Below are 22,019 nucleotides of genomic sequence, written 5' to 3' on the forward strand. Positions count from 1 at the left end.
TAAGCAGTACCATTTACTACTTCAGCAGTGAAGTTCTTACCGTCAATCGTAATAGTCACATTACCAGTTGCATTATCACCAACAATAACAGCAACTGTACCATTTCCTAAATCAACAACAGTTAAATCAGGAACGATCATTGCTTTTTCCACAGTAACGTTTGAAATAACTTCATTAGGAGCGTAATTATCGTCACCTGAATACCTGACAACAACAGTATGATTACCAGCAGTCAAGTTACCAATCTCAACAGTAGCAACACCGTCTTTAACTTCAGTTGTAATCTCCTTACCACCAACATAAACAGTAACATTACCAGTAGCACCATCAGGAACAGTAACAGTAACAATACCGCTTCCACCCTCAGTAATATTACCAATTTCAACATTTATTGGAGTATCGTACTTAGGAACATCAATAACAGAAGTAGTGGAAGTTGAATTATGCGTATCATCACCAGAATAGATTACTTCAATATCATGGACACCAGGAGTCACATCATCAACATTCACATAAGCAGTACCGTTAATTACTTCAGCAGTAAAGTTCTTACCGTCAACAGTAATAGTCACATTACCAGTTGCATTATCGCCAACAACAACAGCAACAGTACCGTTACCTAAATCAATAACGTTCAAGTCAGGTACAACTTTAGCTTTCTCGACAGTAATATTGGAAATAACTTCATTAGGAACGTAATTATCGTCACCTGAATACCTGACAACGATTGTCTGATTACCAGCAGTCAAGTTACCAATCTCAACAGTAGCAACACCATCATGAACTTCAACAGTAACATTCTTACCGCCAACATAAACAGTAACATTACCAGTAGCATTATTTGGAACAGTTACAGTGACTATACCGCTTCCGCCCTCAGTAATATTACCAATTTCAACTTTTATCGGCGTATCATACTTAGGAACATCAATAGTTGAATCCTTAGCAGTAGCATTGTGAGTAGCATCACCAGAGTAAGTTACATTAACATCATGAACCCCCGGAGTCACATCATCAACATTCACATAAGCAGTACCGTTAATTACTTCAGCTGTGAAATTCTTACCGTCAACAGTAATAGTCACATTACCAGTAGCATTATCGCCGACAACAACAGCAACAGTACCGTTACCTAAATCAATAACGTTCAAGTCAGGTACAACTTTAGCTTTCTCGACAGTGAAGTTGGATAATGTGTAGTTAGATACGTAATTTCCATCTCCGGAATATTCAACGACGACCGTTTTATTTCCAGGAGCCAGGTTATCGAATCTGACACTTGCATTTCCTTTAATTAATTCAACAGTCTGTGCTATATTGTTAATGGTTACAGTGACATTGCCGGTTGCGTTTTCAGGTAATGTTATATTAATTACAGCCACATCACCTTCAGTAATATCTTCAACATCGACTTTAATGGTTGAATTGGCCTTGTTAACGTAGAATACGTCGTTGGCTGTTGCAGTGTTGTAATTGTCATTTCCATTGAATGTTACTTCAACAGGATATTCACCGGCTAATAAGTTGTATAAGTATACATGAGCTTTTCCATCATAAGTTTGAGTTGGACCTGCTCTAAGTATTACGACACCACTGTCATCCGTTTTAAGGACAATAGTATGTTCAGTTCCGTTTACTTTAACAGTTACGTTTCCTTCAGCATTTACACGGATAATAATATGTTCAACATCACCATAGGAAATGTTTTGAACTTCCAATTTAATTATCGGATCAGCCTTAAATACAGTGAAGTTGGCTTCGCCGCTAACGCTGGTTAAGTTATCATTTCCGTTATAGGTAGCATAAGCCGTGTAATTGCCTGCAACTAAATCGTCAATGACAAATGTTGCTTTGCCGTTTTCTAAATTCTTGGTATCAATGACAGTTGTTCCAAGTCTTAAGGTCACGTTACCTATTGCATCAACGTAAACAACAACGGTTTCGCTGTCAAGGTAGGTAATGTTCATGACGCTTAATTCAATTGCAACACCTGATTTATTTACCGTGAATTTATTCTCAGCAGTTGCATTGAGGTATTTTTCATTGCCATTGAAGTATAATGTAATGTTATAATCACCGGCAGCCAAGTCGTATAGGGTTAAATTGCCTTTTCCTTCTTCAATGAATGAAGTGTAGTTAACTCCGTTGATTTCAACTTTAACCAGGCCGGTTATGTTATATTGAGTTTCGAATTTGATTAATTCATCGCTTCCAAATGTGATGTTGGTTCCGTTAACGACAAACTCAGGCTGATACTTGGATACGATGAAGCTTGAATTGGATTTGTTTGTGAAGTATTTGTCGTCACCTTCATAGGTTACGTTGAAGCTGTACTTGCCTGCATCCAATCTGTAAATGTTGAATGTAGCGTTTCCGTTTTCAACATCTGCATAATAGTGGCTGTCTCCAACGTCAAGCAATATCCTTCCTGTTGCATCATTAAGGAGTATTACTGTAATTTGTTCTACTCCGCCGACATATGAGTTGGTTACAACAATATCCATTGGAATTGGGTTTTTGGATACCTTGAACTCTGCAGAAGCGTTTGATACGAGATAGTTCTTGTCTCCATAATAGACTGCATGTACATGGTACTCTTCAGCGTCCAAGCCCGGAATTACGATTGTAAGGTTTGAACTGTTGACAATGTGTTCAACGCCGTTTACGAATACGCTGATGTTTCCTGTAGCTTCCACAGGACCGAATTCGAGTTCGATAGTTATGTTTTCACCTACAGTAATGTTAGCGATTTCCTTAATCGTTAATTGTGTAGGCAGTTTGGATACAACAAAGGTATTAGAACCTGTGTGTTCTATCTTTTTAGTACCGTTTATTTCAATGTAAATAGCTTCTACAAGATATTCTCCGGCATCGAAATGGCCTAAGTTCAATACAACTGAAGTTGCATTAAATGGACTGCCAGAATAACTAGTGAATGTCTCATTTCTATTAATTAAAATATTGCCTTGGGAATCAGTAACAAGGATTTCCACTTGATCTCCTTTATGATTACCTGAAACCATAACTGAAATACTTTCTGTATCATTAACAAATATTAATGGTTGGGTACCAACATATAAATTCAATGCGGTAGGATATACTTCGAATTCCGTCTTGTTTTCGCTTCCTATGTATTTTCCGTCACCGAGATATACTGCAGTCACATTGTAAATTCCGATTGCAGGAGTTTCAAGATGCAGCATTCCAGTACCGTCATTTACATAGACGATGTATGATATGTTTTGTAATCCGTCATTTATTGTTACGTTAACTTTTCCAGTTGCATCAATAGGAGCTTTAATGGTTATGTTAACGTCAGTTCCGTTTGCAACTATTCCTAAATGGCTTACGGTTAAGTTAATGCTTGACTGTACTTTGTTTACATTGAATAATGCGTTGCCTTCACATTCATTGTAGTTTTCATCTCCAAGATATCTTGCGTATACCGGATATGAGCCGTTAGCCAGATTATCCAGTTCTAAAGTAGCAAATCCGCTTTCGATTGTAACTGTGTAGTTTTTACCGCCGACACTAATCAGCACTTTACCTGTAGCGCCTGTAGTTACATTGACTTTAATTGTTTCTTTTTGACTTACATAAATGTCTGATACGTTAATCGTTAATTCAGAGGCCAGTCTTTCAACTTCAAATGTCTTGATAGTTATATTGGAAGTGAAGTTTCTGTCTCCAGGATAATAGACCGTTACGGTATGGTTACCGTAGGCTTCAGTCAAGTTAATTTGAGCAAATCCGTTTTTCAATGTTTTTGTGTAATTTACGCCATCAACATTAATGAGAACGTCACCGGTTGCATTAACATTGCTAACGGTAATATTGACCACTTGCACTACGCCGACATCAATTGAACTTAGAAGTTCAACATCTATGCTGATAGGAGCCTGATAAACGACAAATACGTCATTTACGCTTAATGAAGTGTAGTTTTCATTGCCGTTGTAAATAACTTCAACAGGATAGGTGCCTGCTGCCAAGTCATATACAGGCAGTTCAACCTTATTGCTGTTGATTTCAAGTTCTCTTCCTTTAACGGTGCCGTTAACCTTAATAGTTACGTTTCCACCCACATTAACGTTGACAATAATGTTTTCAACGCTGTAATAGATAATGTTTGAAACGATTACGCTCAGCTGAGGAGTTGCTTTAGCAACTGTGAAGTCCGCTTCGGCGCTTACTGAAGTCAGATTGACGTTTCCGTTGAATGTTGCGTTGGCAGTGTAGGTACCGGCAGCCAAATCAGTAACTGTGAATGTTGCCTTGCCGCCAACTAAATCCTTGGTATCAATTACATTTGCTCCAATTCTTAAGGTTACGTTTCCAACTGCGTTTACATAAACAACAACAGTCTCGTTGTCAAGGTAAGTAATATTCATGACGCTTAACTCGATTCCAACACTGGTTTTATTAACAGTGAAGTTGTTCTTGGCTGATGCGTTCATGTATCTTGCATTTCCGGCGAAGTAAACTGTCACGTTATAGTCTCCAGGAAGCAGGCCGTTAACCGTCAGGTTGCCTTCGCCTTCCTTGATAAATGAAGTGTAGTTGACGCCGTTTATTTCAACGATAACCTCAGAGGTAATGTTTTCTGAAGTTTCGAATTTGATTAATTCCTCGTCTCCAACTGTAATGTTGGTTCCGTTTACGATAAATGCAGGCTGCAGTTTGGATACTTTTAATTTTGAGCGTGTATTGTTGGCGAAGAACTTGTAGTCTCCGACATATGTTACGTTGAAGTCATATTCACCAGCTTCAAGACCTGTTATGTTGAACTGTGCAAGTCCGCTTGTTACGTTGGCGTAGTAATGCTGGCCGTTAATGTCAAGGAGCACTTGACCGGACGCATTGTCAGGCAATGTTACGTTAATCTGCTCGATTTCTCCAACGGTTGAGTTGGTTACTTTAATGTCCATTGGAGCAGGGTTTTTAACAACGTCAAATGAAGCCGTTGCATTTGATTCAAGATACCAGTCGTTTCCGTGGAATACCACATTGACTTTATAGTGTGAAGCATTCAATCCTGCAATCTCTAAAGTTAAATTGGAAGTGTCGGTCTTGTATTCAACGTCATTTACGAATACGCTGATGTTTGCGTCAGCTGCTCTTGAATCCAAGTCAATGCTTAATACAATGGTTTCGTTTTCGCCGACAAATATTGTGGCATTAATGCTTTCAATCTTGATTTGTGAAGGGAGCTTGTCAACATTGAATGAACCCGTACCTTCATGGACTGTAACTTTGCTTCCGTTTATTTCAATATAGTAAGCGAATACGTCATATGCGCCTGCATGCAATAATTTAGGCAGGGTCACGTTTGCTGAACTTAACGTATCGTTAGGAGTGATTGTAGCGTTCTGTTTGAATATTTCACCGCTTGCATTTGATACGATGATTGTCATTTCGCCGTTGTATCTTCCAGGAATCACGACAGTAATGTTTTGGGATTGATTTACATAGATATTTTCAACTAAAACTCCCAGTACTCCTCCGGTTGCATATACTTCATATGATGTTCTGTTGGTATTGCCGAGATACTTGTCATCACCGAGATATTCACCGTAAACCTCATATAAGCCTAAATCAGGATTATCAATGTGGAGGAATCCTTTTCCTTCGTTTACAAATACGATGTATGACTTGATGATTTCGACTCCTTTATATATAGATACGTTAACTTTACCCGTTGCATCTACAGGTACATCGATAGTTATGTTAAGGTTGTTACCATAAGCAATTATTCCATCTTCAGATACTGTTAAATTAATACTTGAAGCAACTTTATTAACTTTAATTGATTGAGTATTGTTAATTCTTGAAAGGTAATTGTCATCTCCAAGGTAAGTGACATTTACATTATATGTTGTGTTCCTGAGACCTGAAATTTCAACTGATCCTTTACCTAAAGTGAGGTTGATTGTGTAGTTGTTTCCACCTACATTTACAACGACATAACCTGTAGCGTTACTTAATAATTCTACGCTGACTGTTGCATTGTCGCCAACGTTGATTGTTGGAGTAACCGTTACGATTACGTCCAGCGTGCATTTGGATACAGTGAAGTTTTCAGTCGTTGCGTTTGCGAGGTATTTGTTGCTTCCGCCATAAATAGCTACAACAGTTTTATTGCCAACCACTAAATCAGATACCTCGAAGTATGCAGTACCTGATGCATATCTTTCCGCATTATATGATTTGCCGTTGATTTCAATAGTTACATTATTGCTTGGAGCAGTCACGTTAATGTAAGCCGTCTGACCGACCAATATGGAATCTACAGCTATTGTAAGAGGTGATTCATATTTGAATACCCAGAAATCGGCAGTTGCATATCTGTCACCATATTTAGCATCACTGAATGTAGCATTGACAGTGTAATTGCCATAAGGTCTGGTTACATTCAATTTGGCAACGCCGTTACTGATTGTAGCATTACCTTCAAAGACTCCATCAATGTAGATTGATACGTTGCCTCTGGCATCATCAGGAACATTAACGATTACGGTAGTGTTCAAGCCAACATAAGTGTCATTTGCTGAAACGTTGATTTGATAGCAGGATACTTTAGTTACAGTTAAAGTATTGTGAACGGTTGCAGCTGCAGTATTGTTATCATCACCGATATAATCTGCAGTGATGTCGTAAGCGCCTGCGACCAGTTTATCAATGACAAATGTAGCAACACCGTTTACGATTGTAGCATTGTATTCAGTGCCATTAACGATAATAGTAATGTTTCCTGTAGCGGTTTCATTGATTGTAACTATGATTGTAGCGTTAGTAGCTGCATCAACGCTTACAGGATTAATAATATTAAGCACTGAATTGACCTTATTGACCTTAAATGTCTTGTTGACCTTATTGGTATTGTTGATGTTGTATTTGCCGTCACCGGAATAGTTGGCCCAAACCATATAGGTACCTGCAGCCAAGCCGGAGACGTTCCATTCAACCATATTATTGACAATAGGTAACGTGATGAACTGAGTATTATTAAGCCTGAGTGTAATGAATCCTGTAGCGTCATTAGGATCTACAGTCACATTGATTCTGGCAATGTCACCATAAATTATGTCGACAACATTAATAGTTAATGTGGTATTGGACTTGGTTACGCCCAGTTTGGTGCCGTTTATGCTTGAAAGATATTGGTCATCGCCGATATAGGTTACATTTACATTGTATGTTCCGTTAGCAAGATCTTTGATATGTACATGACCGATTCCACCGGTCAGGTTAGCTGTGTAGTTAACGCCGTTGACAACAACAACCACATATCCTGTAGCGTTGGCAGGAACTTTAACCTCAATATCAGCAATGTCGCCGACAGTAATGTTTTCAACAGTGACATTTACATATGAATTGCGTTTGTTAACTGTAAAGTTAGCGGTTGTGGAGTTGGATACATACTTATCATCACCAACATAAGCTGCAACAACAGTCTTATTGCCATAAGTTATTGCAGGAACGTAGAATGTTGCAATACCACTAACAGTAACATTGGTTAATTCAATACCATTAATTTCAATTGTTACGCTTTCAGTTACATCTTCAGGAACGGTTACAATGACTTTTACAGTGTCGCCAACATAAATACTATCTTTATTGACTACAGTAATTTCAATTGGAATGTCAACTCTTGATACATAATAAGTGGTTTCAACAGTCTGGTTAGCATATTTAACATCCTCTAATGTTGCATTAACCACATATCTTCCTTCTTTTGTCTGGTTAATGTAGAATATGGCTTTGCCGCCGTGAGTTGCATTAGTTAATTTGGTGCCATTTACCCAAACCGTTACAGTTCCTGTAGCATCAACAGGAACATTGACAACAATGGTTGTGTTTTCACCGACACCCACATCAACAGCAGTAACATTCATAAGGTAAGAATTATCCTTAGTTACATTCAATCCGTTTACAAGGGTTGCATTCTTTGAAGTGTAGTTAGCATCACCAGTATAATTTGCTATAATGTCATATAAGTTTACAGGCAATTTATCAACAGTGAATCTAGCCACACCACCGATAATATCAGCAGTGTAATTCTTACCGCCAACAGTAATGTTTAAAGTACCAGAAGCATCACTACTAATTCTAACATAGATTGTAGCATTAGTGTTAGCATCAGTAAGAGAATCAACAATAGTGATTGCAGGAGTTGCCTTAGTCACATTGAAGTCCTTATCAGCAGTACCAGCACCGTATTTAGCATCACCTTTGTAGTATACGTGGACTGTGTAATTTTCAACAGCTAAAACACCCGCATCAAATACAACTTTACCGTTAACAAGAGTGAACTCGCCTTTATCTGTATCATTAATCTTAATGGTTAAATTACCAGTTGCATCAGGAATAATAATTTCAATTATAGTAGGATTACCATAAGGCACATTACCAACATTAATTGTGATAACTGGCGGTACTTTACTCATTTCAAAGGTTTCAGTGTTATTTTCACTTGGTTTGTACTGATCATCACCAAGATAAGTAGCATAGACATAATAAGTACCATTTCCAAGACCAGAAATATTAACTGAACCGAGACCTCCGGTAGTATTAATTGTATAATTGGTGCCGTTCACATTAACAACCACATATCCAGTAGCATTAGCCGGAATTTCAACACTAATTGTAGCATTGCCGCCAACACTATTGTCTGTAGCAGTCACATTTACAAATGATTCACGTTTAGTTACAGTGAAAGTATCAGTAGTTGAATTGAATAAATACTTATCATTACCATTATAAGTTACTGTGATTGTTTTACCTCCGTTAGTTACAGATGGAATAACGAAAGTAACAACGTTTGAATCAGATTTGTTAGTTAATGTTATGCCATTGATTTCAAGAGTGATATCTTCGTTTTTAATGTCAGTTGGTAAAGTTACGGTTACGGTTACATTATCGCCGACCTTAATATTTTGACTGACAACATCAATAATGAGAGGCGTTTCATGTTTGAATACCCAGAAGTCGCAGATTGCATATCTAGGTCCGTATTTGCCGTCTGTAAATGTTACGTTAACCGTGTGGTTTCCGTAAGGTGCAGTCACATTCAATTTAGCGATTCCTTGGCTGATTGTAGCGTTTCCAACGAAAATAGTATCAACATAAACAGATACATTACCTTCAGCATCAGCAGGGACTTTGACAACAATTGTGCTGTTTAAACCTACCAAGGTATCATTTGCTGTCACATTGATTTGATAGCAAACCACTTTAGTTATCGTTAATGCATTTGAAAGCGTAAATGTGGCATTAGTGTTATTATTATCACCAGTGTAATTGGCAATGATGTCATAAGTGCCTGAGAGCAATTGGTTAATGACAAATGTTGCAACGCCGTTTACGATTGTAGCGTTGTATTCAGTGCCGTTAAGTGTAAGAGTAATGTTTCCTGTTGCGGTTTCATTAATTCTTACTATAATGGTTGCATTTGTGGCAGCATCAACGCTTACAGGAGTATCAATGCTGATTACAGAATTAACCTTCTTGACTTCAAAGTTCTTGGATTCTGTATTGTTGATGTTATAATAATTATTTCCATTATAAGTTACGTTAACCGTGTAATTTCCGGCAGCGAGGCTTTCAACAATCCAGGTTACCTTGTTATTGACTATAGTCAAGGTTATTTCGCTGCTGGCAGTGTCATTAAGTTTAAGAGTAATGCTTCCTTCTACGCCGTCAGGAACAGTTACAGTGATTGAAGCGTTCTCACCGTAAACAATATCATCAGCGACAATTGAAAGAGTCACGTTAGCTTTGGATACCTTGAAAATGCAGTCATCTTCAGCCGTTGTGTAATTGTCATAGGCTTCACCGTAATACTTGATATGTACACTGTAAGTACCGTTGGCCAGTTTTTCTAGCGGAATTTCAGCTACACCATTATTGAAGCTGTCCACACGGATTTGATAGTTTGTGAAGTTTCCGGATACTATTACATAACCATTAGCATTGGCAGGGACATTGATTGTCAGTTTGCCGTTCTCCAATGTAGTAACATTGATTGCTGTTACGCTCACATCAGGAGTTCTCTGTTTTACTTCAAATCCACCCATGGCTTTACTTGGATTCAAGTCTCCATCTCCACCATAGAATGCCCATAGAACCTTATGTCCAACAGTTAAATTGTCAATGTTGAATGTGGCAATACCATCTACGATTTTTGAAGAATAATCAATACCGTTTATATTGATTGTAACGTTTCCAGGAGCACTTCTGATTAAATAACCACCATTATCTAAAACTCTGACATGAATATCTGTAGTGTCCCATACGAAGATATTTCCTGCAGCAATATACAATTTAGTATCCATTGTTAGAACTTCAAACTCAGCCGTATTGGAAGCAGAATTGAAGTTATCGTTTCCGCTGTGAATAACTTCTATTGTATGTGTACCTGTTCTAAGGCCGGTCAGGGATTTTGAAGTTTTATTATTTGCATCTAAAGCCTCATTTTCTGCAATAATGACACCATCCAACTTGATAGTTACATTTCCTGCAGCATTTACAGTAATATTTAGCTTTTCAGTTTTACCGAATAAAATATCAGCAACTTGTATGTCTATTTTTGGATTGGCTTTATATACCTCGAACTTGGATTGGCCGGTGTTGCCTTCATCGGATTCGTCTCCGCTGTAGACTACATCAATCACATAGTCACCAACAGGCAATCTGACCGTAAATGAGGCTGTGCCATTATCAAGAGTTACATTTTCATATACTTTCAGCGTATCGTTAATTTTAAGAGTTACATTACCTCCAACAGCGCCCTGGACTTCAACCAGAATAATGGTGTCATTTCCATAGGTTACGTTATCGGCTTGAATGATTACTGGAGGCTTCAATTTGCTTACTTTAAATAGTGTAGAGTTGGAAGTGAATTTATACTTGGCATCCTCAAATAAAACTGTTATGTTATATACGTCCACATCCAGGTTTTGGAGAGGTATTTTAACCGTTCCGTTAATGATTTCAAGAATATGTTTATATTTGAATTCAGTTCCGTTAATAGTTACGTTTACAATTCCCACAGCATCCTGAGGAACCGCAATGACAATATCCTCTTCGCTTCCGTGAGTAATGTTTTTAGCATCAATCAGGACATCCGCATCGTATTTGTGCACATTGAACGGAGCATAACCTGTACTTGGCGCAAGGGTTTCATTTCCTGCAAACATTGCAACTACATACTTTTTACCTGCAGTCAAACCTGTTTTATTGAATGAAGCCATTGAATTGTTTAAAGTTAAATTGTATTCGACATTATCCAGAATAACAGTAATGATACCTTCCACAGTCTGGTTGGAAATTATCGTAACATTTATATAAATTGTTTCATCAACCATAATGTCCTCGGCACTTACCTTTATTTCAACCAGTGTCCTGATTCTTTCCGTGATATTTTCATACGTGAAGTTTGAGGAAGGCTTGTAATTATCGTCACCGGAATATGCGGCTTCTATTCTTATAGCGCCCGGAGGCATGTTATAGGCTATGCCCATTCCGGTACCGTTTACAAGTTCGACATTAATGATTTGGCCTCTTACATTCAGGGTCACATTACCTGTAACATCATTAGGATCAGTTACGATTCCAGTATCGTTGTGCTCGACGGTTACGTTAATAACGAAATCGTAATAATGGGTAGTTACATTCAGAATTATTCTGGATTCGGCTTTTGTCACATTGAGTACGGTTGTGGTTTCAAACGGCCTGTACTGTCCATCACCGGCATATTTTAAAACGACAGTGTGACTGCCGACTTCCAGATACTTACCGTTTACCAATGTAGAGACATTGATTGTACCTTTACCCTGTTCTAAAGTAATGTTACCCATGAATTGGTCATAAATATAAACAGAGACATTGCTTTTTGCTTCTTGAGGCAATTCCATGCTTACAGTTCCGTTTAAGTGGAATGTGGCATTGGTTGTTGAAGCTTTAAAGCTAGGATATTTTCTTGTAAATTTTTCAACATAAGTGTAATAATCCTGATTGGTTAGATAAACATCAACATATTCAACAGCTCCAATTGAAGCACCCTCATCTAAAATGTCTGCCTTTTTAACAGATATGTGACCGTTTGCATCAGTCAGGAAAGTGCAATTCTTCTTGTTCAGCTGGATTCCATCAGCATTTCCTATTTCAATGGTGAAATTCTGACCGGATTCATTAGTTGGAACCGCTGGATTTCCGGGTAATGTTTGTTCACTTGAACCAGTGTTAGCCTCACCGTTTTCATTCCAGTATTTAACGTTTTTAACCTTCAAAGTCTTTGAATTATCCATGAAAATTCCGTTTAAGTAGTTATCCCAACCTTGGAAGTCTATGGTGATAATTCCATTCGCATCATCGACTACAAATGATGAAGTATTAGCCCTATTCTTTAATAATACTGCATTGTTTAATGTAAAATCTGCAGTTGAATAAATTGCAGAACCCTTGAATGCCTTGTTACCTGTGAAGTTTAAATTATTATTAGTAATAGCGAGAGTTGTGTACAATCCTCCACCTTTTTCGTTTGCAGTATTATTATAAAATGAAGTATCATACATTTTAAGTGCTTTTTCGGCTGAAATTGCTCCACCATTAACTTTAGCTGTGTTGTTTATAAACTTACAATCATACATATTGAAGTCTTGTCCAGTATGAAGAGTCATCAGAGCTCCACCACTAAGTTTAGCTGTGTTGTTTATAAAGGTAACATTTCTAAACTCAACATATTTATATTGTTTAACTTGAACGGCACCTGCCCCATAGGAATGCGGACCAATACACTCTGCAATGTTATTTACGAATTTTACATTTTCAACTTTGAAACTTAAATCATAGTTGTTGTGGTTATATTTAGTACCTGTTTGTATATATAATGCTCCGGCTTCTTTAGAAGATGAACAGTTCTCAAATAAACAATTTCTTATAGTATAATTTCCATGTGATCTTGCATAAATAGCTCCTCCTTGAACCCAAATCTCAGCACCATCATTATCATTTGCTTTATTAGAAGTAGTGTTAATATAATTGCCTACAAAAGTACAGTTATCAATCAAGGCATTGTAACAATTATCCCATAAAATAGCTCCACCATCAGCCTTTTTATCAGATTGAACGGAGTTATTATAGAATTTTGAATTTTTAACAGTACCATAAGATCCCAATTCAGACCAGTAAATACCACCACCACCCAAAGTGGTTCTTGGATCTGTGCCTGCTGGAGGATCTTTAACTACCTTACCTTTAGCATATGCAATATTTCCTGTGAATATACAACCGTCAACAGTATTGTTCATGGAATTAGTTCCACCATACCAGTAAATACCTCCACCATCATAATCTGCAATGTTATTAGTAAAGTTAGAACCATATACAGTAGAATATGAACCAATTGAGTATATTGCTCCACCAAACTTAGCAGAAAAAGAATTGTTGAATGAAGAATAAGTTACATTAGTATGATTACCTTCCAAGTATATTGCTCCACCACGAGCATCACTGTCATCAACTTTAGAACGTAAGAAATCAGAATGTGTTATAGTAGTATAATTACCTTCAACATAAATAGCACCACCATTCAACTTAGCATAAGAATCAACAAAACTGGAACCCTCAATAACAGTACGTGTACCATTAACGTAAATAGCTCCACCTTGAGAACCATCGGCATCCACCATAGAACCAGTGAAACTAGAATTACTTACAGTAGTGTCATTACCTCTAATATAAATAGCACCACCACGCATTTCAGCAGAAGAACCAGCAAAGCTGGAACCCTCAATAACAGCATACTCACCAAATACATAAATAGAACCGCCTTCGGATTCAGCATCATCCACTTTAGAACCATTGAAAGTAGAATTACTTACAGTAGTATAATTACCATTAATATAAATAGAACCACCATCCAACTCAGCATAAGAACCAGCGAAGCTGGAACCCTCAATAACAGCATACTCACCAGAAACGTAAATAGAACCGCCCTGAGAACCTATAGCATCAACTTTAGAATCAGTGAAATCAGAATCCCTTACAGTTGTATAATTACCATTAATATAAATAGAACCACCATTCAACTTAGCATAAGAATCAGCGAAGTTAGAGCCTTCAATGAGCGCATGTTCACCGTTTACATAAATGGATCCACCCTGAGAAACATCACTATCTACCTCACAGTCTGTGAAATTAGATGTTTTAACAGTAGTATTGGTACCATTAATATAAATAGCTCCACCATAAAGGTTGGATCTTGAATGCTCGAAGTTAGAATCAGTAATAGTCGTATTTAAACCACTAATATAAATAGCTCCACCGCGTGCTTCATGGTTATTGTTAGCGTAATTATTTGTGAAGTTTGATGATTCGATATCAGCATAATCACCGCTTATGAATATTGCTCCACCACCATTGTCACGGGAACCGAATGCGTGAGTATTGTCAAATGATGAGTTTACAATTGTTGCGTGTAAACCGCGTACATAAATTGAACCACCGGATACGGTAGCGTTTGTATTTACAAATTCAGCTGATATTGTTGCGTTATGTCCTTCAACGTAAATAGCTCCACCATTTTGAGGAGAACTGGAATCTTCAATGACACAATTTACAATATTCGTATAATTACCTAGGATATAAATTGTACCACCGTCTCCCACTCCTACAGTTGAGTTTTTAAATGTGGAATCCGTTACGTTTACATCATTACCTGTGATGAAGATTGTACCACCGATATATCCAGCGTAACTGTTTTCAAAGTGGGATTTAGTTAATAAAGTGTCATTTCCTGTAATAATAATGGTTCCTCCTTTTGTTGAGGAAGTACCTCTAGGAATGCCAGTACCGGTACCGTTGTTATTAATACAGGTGATATTGTAAATAATACCGTTGTTTCCATCCCAGTAGATTGCTCCACCATCATCAGTTACTGTGTTATTTGTGAAGTTGGAATTGTACAGTTTGCCCCCATGACCGGAAACGTAGATTGCTCCACCGTCTTCAATAGCATTTATATTGCTAAAGTCAGTGTTGTTAACAGTAACGTCATCTCCAGCAACATAAATTCCACCGCCCTTATATGCAGTGGTATAGCTTATTTTTGAAGTGTTAATTACAGCTCCGTCACCGGAAATGTAAATTGCTCCACCAAGTCCTCCGACAGAAGGAGCTTCAATTGTTTCTAAAGTATCATAAATTATATCCAATTCTTTTTCAATATCTTTAATATCTCCAAACAAGCTCTTTAAAGCATCCCTTTGAGATTCAGTTGCGGTTTCATTTATTGCCAATAAGGTTTCTTTCAAGTCACTTAATAATTCTGAAACATGAGTAATTTCAGTGAAATTAAATTCAGTGCCGTTTAACATGTTTTCAGCGGCCTGTTTAAGTGATTGTAAAATATTATTTAATGTTGTGATATTGGCGGCAGAAATACCCGCTGAGGAAAGTGCGGAAAGGTTTCCAATCATTGAATCAATTTCATTAATGATTTTGCCTGGAGCAGAAAAACTGTTTGAAACATTTGAAATTTCATTTAATTTGTTTTCAACCGTTTTAACGTCTTTAAACAATACATCTAACTTTTTAGATTCGGCGGCAGACAGGGTTCCATTAATTTCAGTTAAAGTCTGATTTAAATTATTCAATAATCCTAATGCAACAGTCATATTAGCTGCATTAACTAATCCTTCATCATTCAATATATTTCCAACGGCCGTTTTAAGAGCCTTTAATGAATTGTTTAGTTTGGTAATATTATCAGAAGATATGCTTCCACCTTTTATAGTATCCAAATAGGAAATCATTGAATCAATGACCTTCAATGTATTATTGACGTCATATACACAGAACTCGTCTATAGACATGTAATATGGAAGAACGCCTATTGCTGCGGAGTTAGTGATGACGGACTGTTCTAAAATAGCATTATTACCCAATATGTAGATTACTCCACCGTTATTTGGTGCGGTACAGTTATCGAATGTACAGTTTCTGATTAAGGTATTGTTACCTAGGATATATATTGCTCCACCGTCTTCAATACCAATAGTTGAGTTTTTAAATACTGAATCCGTAATGTTTACATCGTTACCGGTGATGAAAATTGTACCTCCCTGCAATCCTCCATAACTGTTTGTGAAAGTGGATTTGGTTACGGTTACGTTTGAAGCTGTAAGACAGATTACTCCTCCTTTAGTTGATGAAGTTCCGTTGATACCTGTACCTGTACCATTGTTATGATCACAGGTGATATTGTAAATAATACCGTTGTTTCCTTGCCAGAATATTGCTCCACCGTCGTCTTTTGCTGTGTTATTGATAAATGTGGAGTTATGTATTTCACAATAGGTACCGTTAATGAATATTGCTCCACCGTCATAGTTGATTGTGTGGTTGGTAAACGTGGAGTTAATGATTTTACAATCAGCTGCTCCAGAAGCGTAATATGCAGCACCACCGTCACGGGCAGCGTGGTTTGAGTTGAATGTGGAGTTTATGATTATTCCTTCACGGGCACCTGCGTCAAATGCGATTGCACCACCGTGACCGGTTAATGTGTAATCAACTGCAGTATCAGGATTTGCATCATTTCTATCTTCCTTATAATTTTTCCAGGTGTTGTTTGCAATACCCAATGCGGAGTTTTCTTCAAATGTACAGGCTTCGAATGTTATGTTGTCGTTGTCCTGCAGGAAGACTGCTCCACCACGGCCGGCTGCAGTACAGTTAATGAATGTTGCGTTGTAGACGTAAACGTTGTCACCGGTAAACATTATAGCACCTGCGTCACCACCAGTGGTATTTGTATCCCAGTGTGATGAGTCCCATCCGGCATATTTCACTTTGCCGTCGGAACTGTTGTCAAGCGCACCTCCGAATGCGGTTGCATTGATGATTGTGATGTTTATCATTTCACCATAATCACCGTCGTAGTAGATTGCACCGGCTGAACGGGCGGCTCTGGTGTTGTTGAATGTGGAATTGATTACCCTACCGTAGTTTGCACCTGCAAGCCAGTCAAGACCTCCACCGTTGGTACCTGAAGTACAGTTTTCGAAGTATGAGTTTGAAACGGTCACATGGTCTGAACCGAGCATGTATGCTCCACCACCACGACGTGCGGAATTTGAGTCGATGAAGATACAGTTATCGATTAAACCGTTGTCTCCTCCCCAGAGGATGGAACCTCCGTCACCGCCGAAGTATTCGTCAATCGCCCAGTCAGTTGGGGAAGGATCTGTATCATTTGTATCAACGTGGAATAGCCATTCATATCCGTTATTTCCGTCCGGAACAGTGACATATAATGAGTATTTGACTTTATTTCCATCATCGTCCAAAGTAACAAGGACATATAATTTATTGGTGGTTTCTGCAGTAGCTACAGGTAACATATCCAAATGAATAACCTGTGAAAGGCTGACCAGATTTACGTGATCACTATCAATGGCCATACCCAATGCGGAGTTGGACGTGAAGTTACAGTAGCTTATATTACCGTTGATTCCGTTCCATGCGAATGCTCCACCGCTGCGTATAGCAGTGTTATTTACAAAGTTTGAATTGTAGATTGTTGCATTGGATGAACCGTATGCAAAGCTTATTGCACCACCGTCACGTGCAGCAGTGTTGTTTATGAATTCGGAGTTCATGATTGTACCGTTTGAAGCACCTAAATCGAAACCGATAGCTCCACCAAGACCGGTTTTCCATACATTATGTCCACTGCTTGTGTCTCTAGGATTATTATATGTGTTGTTTGCTGTACCTAACGCACGGTTGTTTTCAAATATACATAAATCAAAGGTCACATTGGTATTGTCCTGAAGGAAGACTGCTCCTCCACGTCCGACTGCAGTACAGTTAGTGAAAGTGATATTATATAGATATTCGTGACTACCGGTAATCATGATTGCTCCGGCGTCACCGCCTGTGGTGTTGGTATCCCAGTGTGATGAATCCCATCCTGCGTATTTGACTCTGCCATCCTTGCTTTCGGACAGGGATCCACCCCATGCCTTGGTGTTGATAATGGTAATGTTAATCATTTGACCATACCATCCGTCGTAGTAAACCGCACCGGCTGAACGGGCTGCTCGGGTATTGTTGAACGTGGTGTTGATAATCTTACCGTATCTTGCACCTGCAAGCCAGTCTACTCCTCCACCGTTGGTACCTGAAGTGGAATTTTCGAAGTAACAATTGACGAACGTTACATTGTCACTTCCCGTCATGTAAGCTCCACCACCACGGCGTGCGGAATCGGAACCTATGAATGTACAGTTTTCCACAGTACCTACGTCACCGCTCCAGAGGATGGTACCTCCGTCTCCGCCGAAGAACTGATCGATTGCCCAATCTTTAGGTGATATAGTTTGGCTTATGGTTGTGGTTTCATCCAGTTTAAGCCATACTAAAGTGCCTGTGCTGTCATCAGCAACGTATGATTCAAATACCCTATTTGAAGCGTTAGTATAATTCAATACGTATAGCTTACCGACGTCAGAAACTGAAGGAGTATCCGTAGGCAATTTTTTATCATTTACAACTATTACATTTTCCATCGTCAATGTCATGTTATACTGCAATGTTTCACCGGTTGCCCTGTTGTCTATGAATTTGGAGTTCCTGATGGTACCGTTGTGACCATTCCAGAAGATAGCACCACCTGAACGTTTTGCAGTGTTGTTGTAGAAGGTTATGTTTTCCACAACACCGTTTTGAGCACCTTCATACCAATCGATAGCACCACCGTTAAGGCCAGCAACGTTATTTGCGAAGTAGGAATGCTTGAGAGTAGTGTTGTAACAGTCTTCTGATACACTACCCTGCAGGAAGATAGCTCCACCACGTGCAGCAGCAGTATTGTTGACGAAATTAGATCTTTCAACCTTACCGAGCGCTCCGGACCACATGACAGCACCACCGTCACCACCGTAAGTTAAAGTACCTCCTACACTAATAGCCTCAACAAGACCTAAAGCAGCGTTATTATAGAATTTAGAGTATTTGATGGTACCGTTGTGACCATTCCAGAAGATAGCACCACCAGAACGATTAGCGGTGTTGTTGATGAAAGTGGCATTGCTTATAACACCGTCATGAGCACCTTCGTGCCAGTCAATAGCTCCACCGTTGGTACCTGCAACATTGTTTTCAAAGTAAACGTCAGTGAAAGAAGTGTTTTCACAATTTCCGTGAGAACAGTTCTGCAGGAAGATAGCTCCACCACGACCACCATAATTATAAGAGTCGTTGAATATAGCCCTGTTGTCTATGAAACTAGAGTTTTTAACAGTACCGTTGATACCAGTCCAGATGACTGCACCACCGTCACCGATATTGCCGTGCTCATCCATAACTTCACCTTTAGCTGTGTTGTTGATGAATTTGGAATCCCTGATTTCACCATTGTGACCAGACCAGAAGATAGCACCACCATTGGATTTAGCTATATTGTCCCTAAATGTAGAATTATAAATATTACCGTTATGAGCACCTTCATGCCAGTCAATAGCACCACCGTTAAGGCCTGCAACATTGCTTGCGAAGTAAGAGTCCTTGAAAGTAGTATTGTCACAGCTTTCCACCAGACTGTCCTGGAGGAATACAGCTCCACCACGTTTTGCGGCAGTGTTGTTTACAAAGTTACTTTTCTCGACATTACCTATAGCACCAGACCACATGATAGCACCACCATCACCACCATAAGTTAAACTACCATTTACACTTATGGTCTCAACAATACCTAAAGCTGAATTATTATAGAATTTGGAGTATCTTACAGTACCGTTGTGACCGTTCCAGAAGATTGCACCACCTGAACGTCTAGCAGTATTGTTGATGAAAGTACCATTATTAACTACACCATGTTGAGCACCTGCATGCCAGTCAATAGCACCACCATTGGAACCTGCAACATTGCTTTCAAAGTAACAGTTATTAAAGGTAGTGTTGTCACAGTTACCGTGAGTACAGTTCTGCAGATATACTGCTCCACCACGACCACCATAATCATAAGTGTCATTGAATATAGCAACATTATCAATGAATCTACAGTTAGTTACAGTACCATTGATACCTGACCAGATGATTGCACCACCATCACCAATGTTACCCTGTGCATCAATAACTGTACCTTTAGCAGTGTTGTTGGTGAAGTTGGAATCCCTGATTTCACCATTGTGACCAGACCAGAAGATAGCACCACCATTGGACATTGCTACATTATTGGTGAATGTAGAGTTATATACATTACCGTCATGAGCACCTTCGTGCCAATCTATTGCACCACCATTAATGCCGGCAACATTATCCTCAAAGTTACACCAGTCAAATGTAGTATTGGTACAATTACGGTCAGCATTACTTTGAAGGTATACTGCACCACCCAAACTGGCTGCAGTGTTATTGGTGAAGTTGGAATGACCTACATAACCTATGGTACCTGTCCATACTATTGCACCACCATTACCACCAGTAGTATCATATGTAGCAGCACCATGTTGGTGTGCAGTTACATTACCAATTGCATGGTTATCATCAAAGTTACAATTACTTATAGTACCGTTAATACCATACCAGTATACTGCACCAGCACTACGCCATGCCGTGTTATTGGTAAAGTTGGAGTTGATTAACCTACCTTTCTGAGCACCTTTTTGCCAATCTATTGCACCACCGTTAAGACCTGCAATATTATTTACAAAGTTGCTGTTGGATACTGTAGTATTTGTACAGTTTTCCGTAGAGTTACCATGAAGGAATATTGCTCCACCGCGGTATTGTGCAAAGTTAGCATCAAATGTACAGTTATCGACAGTACCGTTACTACCTACCCATAGCACAGCACCACCGTCTCCACCACCAGTAACGCCACCGATTTCACTAATCACATCACCGGTAGCATTATTGTTAATGAAAGTTGAATCTCTTATCGTTCCGTCATGTCCACTCCAGTGAATAGCTCCACCCGAACGCTTAGCAATGTTGTCTGTAAATGTGGAGTTGATTACAGCACCGTGAGATGAACCTGCACTCCAGTCTATAGCACCACCGTTAAGACCTGCAATATTACCAGTGAACTCACAATTCTCAATCGTACTGCGTGATGTGTGTTTAATATATATAGCACCACCGTGTTCTACAGCAGTGTTATTAATGAAAATACAATCTGTGATAGTTATTATTCCTTCTGAATAAATAGACCCTCCATTACCATTAGATGCATTTCCATTGATAAATGTAATTCCTTTTAACGTTACGGTAGCTCCGTCAGCTATATCAAATACCCTGGCCATATTCTTGGCGTCAATGATAACTTTGCCTTTACCGTCAATGATGATGCTTTGGGTAATATGTATACCGTTTTTCAATTCATCAGGATCGGAACTACTGTTAAAGGTATAATTTTTAGTTAAATTGACGGAGTCATGCCCGTTTAAATCATTCTGCAGCTCTGAAAATGTTCCTGCATCACTTCCAGCCTGCAGCTGATCATCTAGGTTAGGAAGTGAATATGCAGAGACATTATTACTAATTGAAACCATGTCCGGCGTATTCAGGTCATCACTGGCGGAAACCGCCTGAAATGAGAACAAAATACACAGGATTATGCATATTATTAATATTATCTCTTTTCTTTTCATAATACACCCCCTCCTTTTTATAACATTAGTTATATTCTAATGTTACGGAGAGTCTATAGTGATATATATTTTTGATATATTCAAATATATAATGTTTATTACTTTTCGAACAGTTTGAATAAAATCTAAAAAAATAAACATTTTCATAATTAATTTAGATAAATAGCCAATATCATATAATTTTTTAGATTAAAGATTGCATAGTTACAACCAATAAAATTAATTTAATATATGGCACTAGTATTACATTTTGAATTAATACTTTAACGAATGATTAATATAAAAGCTATTTGCGCCGTATAAGGCCATAATTCCAATTATTTAATGTTCATTGACTATGAACAATCAAATTCATAGATT

The 22,019-nt window shown here is 38.4% G+C and carries 1 protein-coding gene; it reads right to left on the reverse strand.

The features are described 5' to 3' along the window. Nucleotides 1–21,659: Ig-like domain repeat protein (locus F3G70_RS07725; RefSeq protein ID WP_149732131.1), on the reverse strand; the 21,659-nt coding region annotated here is incomplete at its 3' end. Between the last annotated feature and the right edge of the window lie 360 nt (nt 21,660–22,019).

This window comes from Methanobrevibacter millerae, assembly GCF_900103415.1.
Lineage (GTDB): Archaea > Methanobacteriota > Methanobacteria > Methanobacteriales > Methanobacteriaceae > Methanocatella > Methanocatella millerae.